10 protein-coding genes are annotated in these 14,541 nt (G+C 54.3%); all 10 read right to left on the bottom strand.

Translation table 11 applies throughout. The annotated features are described in order from the left end of the window. Positions 1–11 precede the first annotated feature (11 nt). A complete protein-coding gene (locus tag B0I18_RS16470; protein WP_106523828.1) occupies positions 12–524 on the bottom strand; it encodes a methylated-DNA--[protein]-cysteine S-methyltransferase in 513 nt (170 codons plus the stop codon). A 158-nt stretch (positions 525–682) separates the two neighbouring features. Beyond that, positions 683–1,072, bottom strand: coding sequence for a VOC family protein (locus B0I18_RS16465; protein WP_106523827.1), 390 nt, complete (start codon positions 1,070–1,072; stop codon positions 683–685). Positions 1,073–1,617: 545 nt separating this feature from the next. Further along, positions 1,618–2,604 (bottom strand): hypothetical protein, encoded by a 987-nt coding sequence (locus tag B0I18_RS16460; RefSeq protein ID WP_106523826.1) that lies wholly within the window; start codon positions 2,602–2,604, stop codon positions 1,618–1,620. A gap of 14 nt (positions 2,605–2,618) precedes the next feature. Further along, positions 2,619–3,422, bottom strand: a complete 804-nt coding sequence (locus B0I18_RS16455; RefSeq protein ID WP_106523825.1) for a T9SS type A sorting domain-containing protein — start codon at positions 3,420–3,422, stop codon at positions 2,619–2,621. Between the two features lie 383 nt (positions 3,423–3,805). Next, positions 3,806–4,639, bottom strand: coding sequence for a helix-turn-helix domain-containing protein (locus B0I18_RS16450; RefSeq protein WP_106523824.1), 834 nt, complete (start codon positions 4,637–4,639; stop codon positions 3,806–3,808). Positions 4,640–4,851: 212 nt separating this feature from the next. Next, positions 4,852–6,051, bottom strand: a complete 1,200-nt coding sequence (locus B0I18_RS25425; RefSeq protein WP_106523823.1) for a hypothetical protein — start codon at positions 6,049–6,051, stop codon at positions 4,852–4,854. Positions 6,052–6,121: 70 nt separating this feature from the next. Then, positions 6,122–7,435, bottom strand: coding sequence for a hypothetical protein (locus B0I18_RS16440; RefSeq protein WP_106523822.1), 1,314 nt, complete (start codon positions 7,433–7,435; stop codon positions 6,122–6,124). 32 nt (positions 7,436–7,467) lie between these two features. Then, the gene (locus B0I18_RS16435; RefSeq protein WP_106523821.1) at positions 7,468–9,252 is read right to left on the bottom strand and encodes an FISUMP domain-containing protein; all 1,785 of its coding nucleotides are present in this window, start codon (positions 9,250–9,252) and stop codon (positions 7,468–7,470) included. Positions 9,253–9,306: 54 nt separating this feature from the next. Beyond that, entirely contained in the window at positions 9,307–13,602 is a 4,296-nt protein-coding gene (locus tag B0I18_RS16430; RefSeq protein ID WP_106523820.1) for a hypothetical protein, read from the bottom strand. 5 nt (positions 13,603–13,607) lie between these two features. Continuing rightward, positions 13,608–14,540, bottom strand: coding sequence for a hypothetical protein (locus B0I18_RS16425; RefSeq protein ID WP_146146774.1), 933 nt, complete (start codon positions 14,538–14,540; stop codon positions 13,608–13,610). Position 14,541: the final 1 nt, after the last annotated feature.

Raw genomic sequence — 14,541 nt, 5'->3', positions numbered from 1 at the left:
CGGTTCATGTATTAAAAGAGTGTGGGTATTTTATGTTGCTGCTCAAGGTCCAGCAGGATTGATTTGTTTTCCAGCCCGCCGGCAAACCCCACCAGTTTACCCGATACGCCTACAACCCGGTGACAGGGCACGATGATCGATACCGGGTTTTTGTTCAATGCGCCGCCTACGGCCCGTACCGCTTTGCTATCGCCCAGGAGCCGGGCCAGTTCGCCATAGGTCCGGGTTGCACCATAAGGTATACGCAGCAAGGCCTCCCATACCCTTACCTGGAATGCCGTTCCCCGCAGATCGAGCGGGATGGAAAAGTCGGTTCTCTTTTTATCGAAGTACTCCTGCAGCTGCTGCCTGGTTTGCAACAGCACCGGGTGCTGGTCTTCCTGCTCCGGTACCGGCAGTTTGGTCCTGCTATAGTCTTCGCCTTCCCATAAGATGGCTGCAAGCCCCTTACCGGTAGCGATCATCCGGATACGGCCTACCGGGGCGGGCATGTCTTTATATACGAGCTGGGTATGTGCTTCCATGGTTACTGGCTTTGTTGCAGGCGAACAGGCTACGCTGTATCCCGGGTAACAAAACTACTACTAAATAGACTGTATTGTCTATTTAGTAGTGATAAATTATTTCGATAGGTACAGTTGTTCCGGTGGCCTATGCCGCTGTCCTGGTATGCGTCTGTTCACTATCCGCCCATAAAAACATTGAACTTATGCCCGTCCGGATCACAGAATACAAAGCCGTAATACCCGGGGCCGAATGCTTCCGGTTCGGTAATGATGGCCCCGCCGGCCTTTGCCACTTCCTGCCTCCAGGTATTCACTTCGGCTTCGCTATCGGCCGAGAGGGTAAAGACCACTTCATTGCCCTGTCCCGGGTCGGCCATCTTGCCGCCGATATTGGGTTCGATGGCATTTTTCAAAAAGAAATGAATGATGAAGTCGTCGTCGCCCACCCTGAAACTGGTCAGGTCCTGGGAGGAGCCGTTGGGCTTAAAGCCTATGGCGGTATAAAATGCCGTGGTCCTTGCCAGGTCGCTTACGGCCATGTTGGCCCATATTTTTTTAGTCTTCATAAAGCTGTTTTAGTAATGATCTGTATTGGTTTAATGTTATGGATAACAACCGGCCTGTGTTATTCGTTCGCTGGTCCCGTGGTATCCGGTGCCAGTGCCGGCTTGCTTGTCAAAGGTAGCGCTTAGGGCAACCCGGGAATGGGGCCATTCCCGACATTATTGGACAGTGTACGGGTCAAACGGATCAAGGGAAATTTCCGGGGGATATTAAAAATCGAGCCTGCAGCTATGTTCTTCCCTTATTTATTCAGGGAGAATAAAATAGAGCGCGCTTAAGCTATCCGGGATAGATACTGCAATACCAGGTCCTTGCGGGCGAATGTGATCCCCTGAATTTCCTGTTTTCTCGCAGCGCCGCGAGAAAATAAAACAGGACAGATTAAACGAATCGCTTTTCCGGACCCAATATGCTTCTTTGTCTTTTTTTGCCTCACCGGAGGTGTTCCTCTACAGTCAGCAACAGGTTGATGAAAAACGCCCGGTCTATGGACCGGGCGTTGGTTGGGGGCAGCACAGGGTTCAACTGTTGTAATCCGCTACTGGTGTTAATTGACGTACAATACTTTCCAGGTCGATACCCAATAGCCATCGCAGTTGCGCACATAAAGCGTTATGCGGTAATACTTGCCGTGTACGAATGTGCCGGGCAGGAAGAGCGTCCTTATGTTTTCGGCGCCTGCAGTACCTGGGTAGATGGCGGTACTTACCGGGCTGCCGTACAGGGTAGTGCCTGCGGCATTACATTCCTGAGCTGTATAGTAGTACTCAGCTTCATTGGTCGAAGCGGTGGCGTCTGCATTGATAGGGAAGCTCTCCGGGTTACCGATAGAGGTGGGCATGGTGAAGGAAGCGGTAACGGTATTGGCTTTACACAATTCGTCGATATAGGCATACCCGTAGTGCCCGTTGGCATTACAATCGGCAGTTGCAAAATAGATGGTTACTGTTTGTCCTACACGTGCATACAACGAGGGGAATTTGGTCATGACGCATTCCTTGGTCCATTGCTTGTAGGCAATGCTGCCGCTGTGCTGGAAGAAAGGGGAGCTGTCGGCACGGTATTCCTGCATCGCCAGCAGGTTGCCGGATAAGGTACTGGTAGGAAGGTCGTTGGTAACACTGATCCAATAGGTAAAGTAGGGGTTGGCTATAGGCAGCGTGGGGTGTTCGTTCTGGAATACGAGGGCATACATGAACGAGAAGTTCTGCGTCAGTGTAAACGTATAGGACAGGATCTCGGATTGTTTGCCGGTCCTCGAATTACCCAGCCTGGCGGCAAACTTGCCGGCTGCAACCACGGGGATTTCGCTGCCTACAATGGTATCCACACCGGGCGCTACTGTAATCATATGGCGGTCGGGAACACTTACTTCCGTGAATGCTGCCGGGTTGAGCGTACCCGTACTGGGAGCGGTGTTGATGTATCTGCGCCAGTTGACGAAGGTGCCCATTTCCAGGTCACCGTTAGGACATTGTCCGTAACCGCTGATTGCGGTTACCAGGGTACAAAGTATAAGGAGTATATGCTTCATGAGTGTCGTGGTTTTTATTTGATGATTAATTTCTGACTTACCGGGATGGCTTTGCCGGAGCTGAGGCTCACGATATAAAAGCCGGGCTGCAGGTCAAGTGTGAAATCGAAGGTGTGAGCGCCGGATTCCAGTATTTGCCGGTCTATCAGGGTTTTTATCACCTTGCCTTCCGGGTTGCTGATCTGCAGGGTATAACTGCCCTGGTCTGTATTACGGAAGCTGACCCTGATGTTTTTTTGTGCGGGGTTGGGCGCAATGGTAAATGAATGGGTTGCCAATGCGGGTTTGGCCTGCCGTACAATTTTCTTTTCCGTGGTTGCGTTGCCGATGCTGCATTGGATATAGATCACCTCTGCAACTGTTGTGCCTGCCTGGTCCTTATATACGAGGTAGGTGTTATCGTAACTGAAATTTCCGGGCAGTTCGTTGCCGGATGCTACCTCGTACTGATCGTGTACTACGTAACAGTCGAGCTGGTCATAGATAACCCCTTCGAGGTTAAGGCTTACCCCGTTAAAACGTTGCCGGCTTACCTCCTGCAGGTTATTGCCTGTTGTGGCCTTCGCTTGCAGCAACGCTTCCGGCTCATGATAGGCGCCCGATACCCGCAATTGTTCCAGCTCCCGGGCCGGGGAGAACTGAAGGGGCTGTATGGAGGCTTCTTTATTACCAGGCAATGCAAGCCGCATCCGGGTATCTTTAAGCTCCTGGTTCAATACCGATATCACGGGGGGCGGAGCATCTTCCTCGTGCATAGGAGTCTGGGCAAAAGCCGGGCATGCAGGTAGCAGCGCCAGCAGCAACATTTTTTTCATCATAATCTGGAGTTTTTAAAGGGAACAAAAAAGGGTCAGGACCGCAAGGTGATTCGTGTTCAGGGGCCGGTATGGTATTCGGTAAGTGTATGCGTGTTTAAAAATGCCTGTTGTAAAACGGGGCAGGTACTGTGGTATGCGTATCGGAATGCGCGGGCTTTTCCGGGACATGACCAGGCCAGGGGCCGGGCCGGTAGCCGGGAAACCCGCTTTAAAAACGGTTAGGGACAAGTAGCAGGAATTATGCGCCCCTGGCCGGTTCCGGCACGGACGGTGTCCTGGCAGCTTCAGCAAAAAGCGGTGTGATCGCTTGGTTGGTTAGAGGCTGTCCCGGGATCAAAAATAAGATGGGATATAAGGGGAAGCATAGTATAAATGCGACATTTTCAGGTGCCGCGTTCAAACAGGTTGACCAGGCTCAGGGAGCTGGTAAGATCCTTGTCGATTACAGAGGGCGTATGACCTGTAAACCGTTTGAAGTCGTGGATCAGGTGCATCTGGTCGTGGTAGCCGAATTCGTGCGCGATCTTTATCCAGGGCAATAGAGGATGGCCTTCTTTGTACATATAGGCCCTGGAAAAACGGGTGAGGCTTGCAAATAATTTAGGCGGCATACCCAGGCGTTCGATGCATTTCCGTTCAAACTGCCGTTTGCTGAGACAACTCAGGGCCGCGGTCTTTTCCACGCTGATATTGCCGTTTTGTTGCACGAGCTCGCCGATCGCATAATCGAAAGGCAGCAGCGCTTTGGCCTGCGACAAGCGTTGCAGCAGGAACTGCTGGAGCACGGCAGCAACGGCTTCGGGACCCAGGGCATCCTGCAGCTGTCTTTCCACGAGGGCAATCCCGGGCCCGAATAACAAAGCGGCTTCCGTTTCCTGGTTGATCAATTCGGCTACGGGCACACCGGTAAGGCGTTGCAGGCCCCCGGCGCGGAAGCTGACCGCGGCGGTAAGCATGCCTTTGCCGAAGTCGAGATAGGTATCGGATAGTTGCGGACCAACCACAAAGCTGGAGGTCAGCACCCGGAACGGATCGCCTGCTTTTTTCTTTACCCCGATAAAATTGCCCCGGATATAAAAGCATAACCGTATCTGCGCCGACCAGGGATAATGATACGACGAGGGATGGATGGTATGGGTAAAATCGGCATCCATAATGCCGATAGAACTGACGATTGCTTCGAGTGCCGGGTGGGGTTTGAAAAAGAACTGCTGCATGCGCTAATGCTGGTTATGGCCTGTTTATGCCGGTTACTTGTTAAGGATTCCCGGGATGCTTGTTGCCGGTATGGGGTAGGGACGAATATAAATAATTAAGTGTTGTAATAATGTTTAATGTTTTGCGCCGCCGTGCCTGGAGCGGGGCGTATACAAACAACGCCCGGTCCATGGACCGGGCGTTGACAGGTTTTTTTAGAATTGATTTGTTGTTAGTATGGCTTTACGGAGATTACTGCCGGTTGGCCGGTTTTTGAGCCCTGTGCGCCTACACTGCCGGTATTACCTACACCGCCGCTGCTGCCGCCGCTGCCGTTACCGTTGTGTTTACCGCCGCTACCGCCGCTGCCGCCTGCGCCACCAGCGCCGCCATTACCACCTGCACCACCCATGCCCGGTGCTGCCGGTACGGATACGTTATGCACGTTGTTGACGAAGTTGCCGGGTACATAGATGGTAACAGTGCCGTTGGCATTTACACCGTTGCCACCCTGGCCGCCCTGGCCGCCATTGCCGCCCTGGCCGCCGGAGTTACCGTTGCCGGCGCCGGAACCGGTACAACCGCAGGTAGCGCCGTTGCCACCATTACCGCCACGGCCACCAGGACCGCCGTTGCCGCCCTGGCCACCATTACCGCCCTGGCCGGAGCTTGTATAGATTACCAGTGAGCTGGCCTGCTGAATGCTTTGTGTAATGGTAATCGTAGCGGGCATGCTGGGCAGGCCATCGCCGCCAGGTGTACCGGGAGCGCCTGTACCACCGGTTGCACCGGCATTACCATTCTGACCCGAATCGCCGGCAATACCTGCGCTGGAGCAGTTACCATTCTTACCGGTAGAACCGCTGCCGCCTGTAGCGCCTGTAGCACCTGTAGTACCGGGAGTTCCGGCTACACCCAGGATGTTGAAGTCGCCGTAACCGGCTGGGGCGCTGCCATTACGGATCAGCACATCGGCAGTGTACGTGAGGGTAGAGTTCTCTACGGTTACATAACTCTGGTCGTTCATGGTTACGGTACCATAGTTAAGTACGATCATCACCTGCGATTTACCCAGGTCTACGTGACCGTTATAGGTAATATTCGCTGCAGATACAGCCAATACCTGTACCGGGAATACTTTACCCAGTTGCTGGTGATCATTATAATCCAGCGTACCGTTACCATAAACATAAGATTGTACTTTACGCAGCAGGGTTGCATCGTAAGGTTGGTTGGTACCTGCCGGTACAGCAGCCAGCATGTTTTGCTCCCTTTCGGCACGCACGTCTTCCCCGGCGCCATCGTCCAGCAGGGCTTTTAATTCGTCAACGTTGGGCACAGAGATCGTAGAACTGATCTGGTGTCCTTTTTGCAGCGCGTCTACCGAATGCCCGAGCTTTTCGGCCCTTTCGAAAAAATTCATTTTTTTCATTTTGTTTGTTGTTTAAGGTGTTTTGATAAATTGGTATTTGGAAAAATGTAGCGGGTGGGTAACACCCGTTTTATATCTTTTGCAGTTGTGGTGCTGTAACTTGTAAGTCGCCCTGTACGCATGTTTCGTTCAGGAATATGTAGGCGCCGGGTCTCGACCGCCCGTCTTTGCCGGGTTTGCCTTCCTGTCCGTCCCGTCCCGGTATGCCTGCTGTTGCGGGTTGGGGCAGTGTGCCTTCCAGGCCTGCTGCACCTGCCTTACCGGCTATGCCGCCCTTGCCTGCTTTACCGCCCGGGGCGTCCAGCGAAAGACAACGTACCTGGTGCTCGTATTTGTCCGGAATGGTGATATAGATATTGGAACTAAGGCCTCCGTTGCCGGCATGTCCGCCCTTTGCGCCGTGCCCGCCGTTACCACCATTGCCGCCATCGCCCGCGCCCAGCATGCCGCCCATGAGTTTATACCCGCGGCTACCGTCGCCGCCATCGCCGCCGTCGCCACCGTGCCCGCCATGTCCGCCATTGCCGCCGCTGCCGGCCTGGGCGTATATACGCAGGTTGCCTTCCAGGCGCCGGATGGTGATCTCTGCAATCTTACACATGCCGCCATTGCGTCCGTCTGTACCATCCGTTCCGTTATGTCCGTCCGTACCGTGCCTGCCGTTCATCTTCAGCGGGTCTATGTCCTGTATCAGTACGTGGCCCAGCATAGTACTGCTTACCTGCGCGGCTTCGCCGTTATCGCCTTTAATCCCGTTGCCGCCATGTGTGCCATGTGCGCCATCCATAGGACCGTGTTTGAGGTCTACGGAGAAAGGAGTAGGCAGGATACCGATATGGAAGTCTTGCTGCATGCCGGCAGTAACGCCCGGCAGTACCACCAGTTCCTGGATCAGCATCGAGCATACATTGCCCTGTACGGTAATGCGGGCGCCGGGTTCGAGTATAAGGCGGCCTACATTGATGGTGGTATATAACTCTTCGAGGTCGTCAATGCCCCATTGGGCGCCCCTTACGCTGATGTCCCAGGTGGTACCGGCCGGTACCCGTTTTTCTTTAATGCTGACCGCTTTGATCCTTGCGGGCAAATGGTTGTTGACGCCTTGTTCGTCGCCATCGTCAAAGGCCCCTTCGGCAAAGAGAATAGCTTCGCCCCGGTCATGCTTGCCCTGGCCCAGCCGTTGCCTTGCGGCTACAGGCGGGGTAAAAAAGGTGACCTGCCGTTGCCGGCGTTGCTCCGGTGTTGCAACCGAAAGCAGCAGACTGCCTTCCGTAAGCGTGGCGAAGGTAAAATAGCGTTCTACGGCTTCGCCCTGTTCCAGCAATTCCATGTCGTGACCCAACAGGGTTGCTTTATCATAAAATTCTTTCCATACCGGTTCCATAACACTGTGGTTTATCGTGAAAGGATAGGTTATTAATTGACATCTCTTACAAACCTTACCGAAAGTCCGGATTGTTGATCCACCCCGGCGCTCATATAAGTTACAGTGCTGGAGCGGCTGCTGAAGGACAGGTATTGTGCATTGCTGCCATTGCTGATGGAACTCCAGTAGTAACCGTAAATGCCGAAGTCTGTGAGTCCGCCGCCGCTGATGGCCATGCCGTTCAGCATGGCGTTAAAACCACTGCTGCCGCCGGAGATGAGTTGGGCATAACTGTCCGAATTGGCTAAGTCGTTCCAGTCCTGTTCGTTGGGCAGTCGCCATCCGCCGCCCAGTGTTTGTTGCGGCAGGGCGGCATTGAAGGTATAGAGCCTGCCATACTGTGCTTCCGGACCGCTTACCACCGATCCTGAAGGTGCTACATAGTCGAGGTTGGCGGCCATCCATATTTTGTTGTTGATCTTTACAACGGGATACACTTTGCCGTCTCTCGGGTCTACAAACATATTTGCCTGTATAAAGGCCGTAAACTGCATGCTGTTGAGAAAGCCGCCTGAGCCCGAATAGGCCTGTACCGTTATCGTTACCGCCGTGCTCTGGGTTACCCCCGGGATAGTGATCACTATTTCATCGTAAGCAATAGGCTGCGGGTTGGGATAGTTGACGGTAATGGGGTCGATACCGGGGAAGCTGGTAATGATATTTACAGAAGCGACATCGAACATGGCCCAGCGCAGGGAAATGGGTATACTGGTAACCGGCTGGTCTACGGCGTAGAGGGCCGTCTGGCTAAAGAAGCTGAACAGGCCACGGGTAGCCGGTGCATTCTGTTTTACGATATCGAGTACGAAAACGGCATCATCGTAAGGGGTGTTTTCGTCCTTCATGAAGCCGGTAAACTGCAGCATGATCTGCGTGTGGCCCGGTGGGGTAAAGGAAATGATATTGGAGAAGCTGAATGTTATATTGGCATTTGCACCCGTACCGATAATACCCTGGTTGAGGTTGGAGGGCGCCAGTATCCATTGCGGATGTGCTGCGCCCGAGCCTGCAGAGGGGTTGGTGGTATTCCACTGGTTTTGTGGTTGCTGGTAAGGCAGGCCGGCTACAATGTTCCAGGCCGAGCCGCTGCCGGGCCCCGACTGGCTTTTATCGTCGGGCGCCAGGCTGCCGGTACCATTGCCATACACGAAACTGGCCGTTATCTGCGGCGAGCCGCTCCACATATTGCTGCCGTTGTATAATGGCGTATCGCCGGTATTCTTTATATTTAAAAAGAGGGTATTCTGTAAGGGATCGCCCGTAGGGGAAACGATAATAAGTCCCTGGTTGTCGAGCGAAAGCGCCAAAACCTTGGTCAGGTCGGCATTGCCGGGCACCGATGGTTTGGAAATAGCGAGCGGCGCCGTAACCTGTGCCGGGGTACCCGTTGGGAAACGCACAAAATTGACTTGCGCAAAACCGCTTTGTGCGGAGGCCTGGGTAGCTACACCGTTTATGGAGAAATCGAAAGCTGTGCCATTGGCCCAGGTACTGCTGTCGCCCGTACAGGTCAGTTGCAGACATATATCGGTAGCGTTTACGCTGAACTCCCAGCCTGCCAGGGTGATGCTCATCGCCTGCAGTTCCTGCAAGGTGATGGCATAGGGCAGGAAGATCTTCAATACCGAAGCGGCGCTCCCTGTGGCAAAGGTGATATCGCTGCCGATATTATTGGTGAGGTTCACCTGCAGGGCTACCGCTGCGGAGTTGTTATAGATTACCGGCTGTCCCTGCGGGTTCAGCACACTCAGGTTTATTCCGTTATTGTCGGCCATGGTTTTATTTTAAAAGGATGAATGCCTAATGTTCAAATCGGGTGCCCCTGCGTATTACGGCGTTTCGGGCGGCAGCGGCGCTGTATTCGGATCAGGGCTCAGTTCGAGCCAGCCTTCCAGCAGCGTCTGCGGCGTATACCCCCAGGCAGTATTGCTGTTGCCTGCATTGGGCGCCAGGGGCAGTTCCTGCTGGTTGCCCGGCATTACCCAGGACCATACATACCCGTTCTGATCGGGCAGCGGTACCGTCAGTTGTTGCCGCTGTTGCAATATGGGCAGGGTAACGAACGTCATCTGTAACGCGTTCATGGCTGCTTTATACTGATCGGGCGGTACCGCCAGCTCTTCAACAGGCAGCACGCCGGTTGTGGCATGTACGCCGGCCCTCGGATCGATCAGCAGTGTCAGCATTTTTACTGCGGCATTCAGGTTAAGCTCCAGGGTATCTGCTGCCGGCGCTACTACGCCATTGCTGCCATTGGCCGGCGCTGCAGGAGCATAAAAGTTGCCGTTGCCATAAGGATCATTGCCTTCCTGTTCGATCAGGTAACCGATCAGGCCGTCGTCCATATTCGAGAGGTCGCCCAGGCGTACGGGTATTTGTATATTGGCCAGGTTGGCGCTGCCGTTCTGCATCCGGTCGGTATAAACACGAGTTTGTGCATTGATGTCGGTGGGCCATGGATCGGTAGCCGTTACATCGGCCTGGTTAAGCGGCAGCAAACCTCCTGCGCTTTCCATGCCCAGTACCGAGCGTACGATGGCCAGGGGCCTGCCTACCAGTACGGCCAGCGAACCATCCTGTGCAAAGTTTTCGGGGCTGATGTATTTATCCGAACCCAGTATGGCCCGCATCAGGTCGGCCAGGAAACCGGAGTTGTCGGTACCGGTACCACTGCGGTTATTCACATACCACATAAAATCCGCAAGGTGTGCATTTACCGTGGGCGATCCTTCCGGACCGATATCTACGGCCAGCGAATCGGATGGGTTATTGGGATTACCGGCGCGGGTACGGTATTTAAGACTATTGTGTTCTATGCCGAACGAGCCTATTGCGGCGCCGTTGGCATCGTAAAAGAACAGGTCGTTGTCGAGGTGGTTGGGCATTACCCAGCCGCATACCGGCGAGGTAGCGGGGTGGGTATTCATTTCCACGAAATCGTCGCTGATACCCGGCACATCGTTATTGTAACTGGCGCTCAGCCAGCGGAACCACATGCGTGAAGGGGCCAGTAAACGCGGGGGCAGGTACATCTTGCCTTCGTTTGCAGTATCGCCTTGCGCAGGCGCCATCGTCATGGCGGCGATCACATCCATAGAACCGTCGCTGTTGAGTTTGGGCGTGCTTAAGGTCATGCGCTGTCCGAATACGTCGACGATCTCCAGGCCGTTTACCGCCAGGAAGCCGCTGCGCAGCGGGCCAAAGTTACCCAGTGCCATAGGACCTGTAGGTACCGGGGCGTCCGCATTAAAGCCGCCATCATACCAGTTGTCGCCGGGGTTGCCATACAGGGCGGCATTGTTCACGGCCGGTGTAATGGTGTCCCTGCCCGGGCTTATGGTCAGGTCTTCTACGGTGATCTGCGGGATATAGTAACGCAGCAGCTGTCCGTTGTTCAGACCACTCATAGTTTGCGACAGGATATTGCGGCCTCGGTAGTTCTCAGCAATGGCGCTCAGTTCAGGATTGGCCGGATCGTCGGGATAGTTGCGTTCGTAACTTTCGATCTGGTAGATCAGGCTGAAGGTGGCTTTCTTCGATAACACCACAGAGCCGTCATAAACTACCGGTTCCTGTGTGGTAAAGTTGTGCTGCGGATTATATTGGTTATCTACCGCTTCTTCATCCAGCGAGAAATAGTCGGTAAGGTTGGTGCTGCTGTAATTCCTCGGATCCTGGTCCCTGGTCAGCGGATCGAAAGTAACGTCCCACATCATATGGACCGGCAGGAAAGGATCATAACGGTCGGCATCGAATTCAGGATAGTGTTGTTGCGTGTTCCAGGCTACGGCATCCATCACCCAGCCGCGGTCGTTCGCATTGGTAAAGGTAAGGCCGAGCGATATAGGCGTACTGGTGCTTTGCTGCGCGTTGGGCGCCGGTACATAGTTCGTGGCCCTGATCATATCGAAAAGCCCGCCGGTGGTCTGGCTGCTTTCCAGGCCACTGAGCCCGCCCTGCAGCTGCGTCAGCGTCGTAACGAATGTAGTGTAACCGGATACGGCGGGGTTGCCGGTACCACCCTTATCCTGTAGCGCGGTAGCCACAGCGGTGGCCAGCGAAGGCACCAGCAAAAAGGCTTCGGCAATAAGCGCCTGGCAATCCTGCAGGTTGGGTACCTGGTTATTTACTACCGGTATGGTAGGGATATCCGAAGTGGCCACACCAAAGGACTGGTCGCCGCTGGTAATATCCAGCAGGTTCAGCAGGCCCGGTGATAAGCGTACCGGTATCTCTTCTGCCAGACCGTTCCTTCTTACACATTCTATACGGTTGCCTTCGATCATGGCTACCGGGTCGGTAGGCTTCCAGAAGGGCGGGGCCGGTACTGCCAGCATCTGCCAGTCGGGGTAGAGGGTCATAGCCTGTGCAAACTCGTCGTACTTCTGCCATACGGCATAAGCGAGCGAGGTATCATTGTCGGGCGAAGGCTGGGCGACACCGTAAATAGCGCCGGATCCATCGGTGGCCGTAATATAATTCAGGATACCGGTACTGCGGCCCTGTGCGATCGTAAGGTCGATGGCGCCGCTTCCGCCGGCACTCAGGAAATTGGCCAGGGTATTGGTATCCACGTTGGGACTTGTCTGTCCGCCAGCATACATTTTTATATACCGGTACCAATCCATGTACAGTTGCTTGCGTACAAGCCCTAATGCGCTGCGACCCGTATCATAGGCTTTTTGCGCGCCGTTCAGCAGGGACAGTTCTTCGGCCAGCGACAGCGGCAGGTTGATCTCTGTCGATGCATTGACGGGTTGTTTGTCTGCAGGGTCTTTGGGCTTTTGTTGTACGATCCATAACAGGCCGCCCTGCTCGCGGGCAAAACCTGCGGAGTGCAGCGCTTCTTCCAGGCCGATCACTTTATTGCCCTCGTTCTCGAGGTTGTTGAGCATACTCAGTTGCAGGGCATCGAGCAGGTACTCGTAATTCTCGAGCAGGTTGGGATCGTTATCGGTATTGTCGTTGTCGTATTTCAACAGGGCCGACAGGGCTTCGATCGAAGTGTTACCTACGGCAATGGTTACCTCGTCATCAGTCCAAATGGCCGGTGTGGTCGGCGTATCGGGATTGCCCAGGAAGCTTTCTGTGCCCGGGCTTTCCAGCATGTCCCATACCACCTCCTGCATAATGCCGTTACAGATTGTTTTCTGCGGTACGTTCAGCGTTTCCAGTTCATAGTTGTTGCCCAGGGTATAGGTAATCTCGTCTTTATCGAAGATCCATTTGAACTGCTGCAGCGCATAGGCTTCGAAGAAGTCGGCCGGGGTCTGTGTTACGGCCGTTTGCTGCTCCTGGCACTGGGCCACATAGTCATTGTATTTGGTCGTTACCGCGGCGGTTACATCATCCAGCGGGTCGGCGCCGTCGATCCAGCCGATTACCTGGTAGCTGGCTTTAAACTGTATCGGCGTGCTGTTCTTAAGGGCATTGGCGATCGTGCTGTTGTCGAGGAAACGGTCGCAAAAGCCGAACACGCTGCAGCAATCCGGGTAGTAGGCTGCGAAGCCCGGCCCGAGAAAACCGATAGAGGTAAGGTAATAAGGTTTATCGTCTTCGTTATTGAAGTCGGGCAGGTACTGGTCGCCGGGGGCAGTGGCCGGCCATTCGGATGCCGGTACCACGCGGCCCATAAAGCGGAAGGGCTGTTGGCCAAAGGTAGTCTGTGTCGGCAAGGGTACGGGTACCGATGGCCGTATTATCCCATCGCTGTCGCGCAGCTGCGAAGTAGAGATATAGTCGCTTTCTACCACCCAGCTAAAGGCTGTTGCATCCGACCAGGTATCGGTATTGGGATCATACATATTCAGGTAACGGGTTACCAGCCAGCGATTGGGCACCTGTGGAAACACGACCTCCGAACTGCCGAAGGCCTGTACGCCTTTACGGAAATAATCGGGGAGCTCCCAATGCAGGTGAATACCGGTATTGAGCGGCGCCAGCGCGTTGTCCGGGCTTTCGAGCAACCGTACTACGGTGTCGCCGGTACTGGTGCGCGAGGAGGGGCTGCCGTACGGCATATTGTCGAAGTAAGCCACCCGGCCTTTAAAGCTGGGCACCACATTGGTGTTATCGGTAGGACTTACCCTTAAGGCGGTTATATTCAGGGGAACAATCGCGTTCATCTCTCTTAGTTTTGTTTGTTATAAAAGCTAACCATACCCACACCTTCTGTCATTTCGAAACCCATTTCGGCTGCGTCGATCGAAGCCAGCGCCGGCGTTTGTTTGGAGCCGATCAGGGCCGCCAGTGCCGACATATTGAGCGTACGGGGATCAGAAGTCCGGAAATAGGTATCCAGGTTTAGGAATTGCGGGTTCTGCATATCCATCGTTACGGATGGATGTTGCGGGTTGCCCGTTTTCGTAAAAGGAAAAATGGTTTTGCTGCTGGTTACCTGGCCATTTTCATCCTTATAGCTGTCGAGCCCGTAGTGCAAGGCTTCCGGCGCTTCGTGTATGTCTATACGGTAAGCGTCACCTTCGATAAGGCAGATCAGGGTATCGGAGTTGGGACCAAGCTGTTCCATACGCAGGATATTGAGCAATACTACTTTGGTCGGATCGGGGTTGTCCGGTGTACCGCCCAGGGGATAAGGGTTAACGCCCATGCCCGGGTAGTTCTGTACCAGCGAAGACCGCAGGATAAAACCCGATACGGTATTGAAGTCGATCACCGGTTCTTCCTGTCCCAGCAGACCGGGACGCATAGCGGCGGCCGCCAGGTCGCGGTGTTTATTGGTCATCGGGGCTGATGCCCGGTCCAGGGCCATACTGTTGGTATCGCCGGATATGGTCAGGTTGCGGCCAATGCTGTAAGCGCCGTCCAGCAAGGCTGCAGCCCAGTTGGGATCCAGGTAGAAAAAGCGGATCGATTCTGGTGGCAGCATGCCTTCGTCGGGTACCAGGTAATTGATGGGCACACCGTTTAGCAGCCGCAGCCGGCCCAGCCATGCGGCAAGTTCTGCCGGCAGCTCTGCGTTGTCTTCTACTTCCTGCTGCAATTGTTGCGGCGAGCGGTATAGTAAATTCAGCCTGCGCTGAAATGGGCTTCTGGATAGCATA

The sequence above is a fragment of the Taibaiella chishuiensis genome, assembly GCF_003014535.1.
Lineage (GTDB): Bacteria > Bacteroidota > Bacteroidia > Chitinophagales > Chitinophagaceae > Taibaiella > Taibaiella chishuiensis.
The sequence above is the reverse complement of the archived record's forward strand: the minus strand, read 5'-3'. Positions and strand labels throughout refer to the sequence as shown.

What these genes read in the sequence shown, in the direction of transcription:
- B0I18_RS16470 (WP_106523828.1), bottom strand. Translation starts at nt 524, where the DNA reads ATGGAAGCACATACCCAGCTCGTATATAAAGACATGCCCGCCCCGGTA.
- B0I18_RS16465 (WP_106523827.1), bottom strand. Translation starts at nt 1,072, where the DNA reads ATGAAGACTAAAAAAATATGGGCCAACATGGCCGTAAGCGACCTGGCA.
- B0I18_RS16460 (WP_106523826.1), bottom strand. Translation starts at nt 2,604, where the DNA reads ATGAAGCATATACTCCTTATACTTTGTACCCTGGTAACCGCAATCAGC.
- B0I18_RS16455 (WP_106523825.1), bottom strand. Translation starts at nt 3,422, where the DNA reads ATGATGAAAAAAATGTTGCTGCTGGCGCTGCTACCTGCATGCCCGGCT.
- B0I18_RS16450 (WP_106523824.1), bottom strand. Translation starts at nt 4,639, where the DNA reads ATGCAGCAGTTCTTTTTCAAACCCCACCCGGCACTCGAAGCAATCGTC.
- B0I18_RS25425 (WP_106523823.1), bottom strand. Translation starts at nt 6,051, where the DNA reads ATGAAAAAAATGAATTTTTTCGAAAGGGCCGAAAAGCTCGGGCATTCG.
- B0I18_RS16440 (WP_106523822.1), bottom strand. Translation starts at nt 7,435, where the DNA reads ATGGAACCGGTATGGAAAGAATTTTATGATAAAGCAACCCTGTTGGGT.
- B0I18_RS16435 (WP_106523821.1), bottom strand. Translation starts at nt 9,252, where the DNA reads ATGGCCGACAATAACGGAATAAACCTGAGTGTGCTGAACCCGCAGGGA.
- B0I18_RS16430 (WP_106523820.1), bottom strand. Translation starts at nt 13,602, where the DNA reads ATGAACGCGATTGTTCCCCTGAATATAACCGCCTTAAGGGTAAGTCCT.
- B0I18_RS16425 (WP_146146774.1), bottom strand. Translation starts at nt 14,540, where the DNA reads ATGCTATCCAGAAGCCCATTTCAGCGCAGGCTGAATTTACTATACCGC.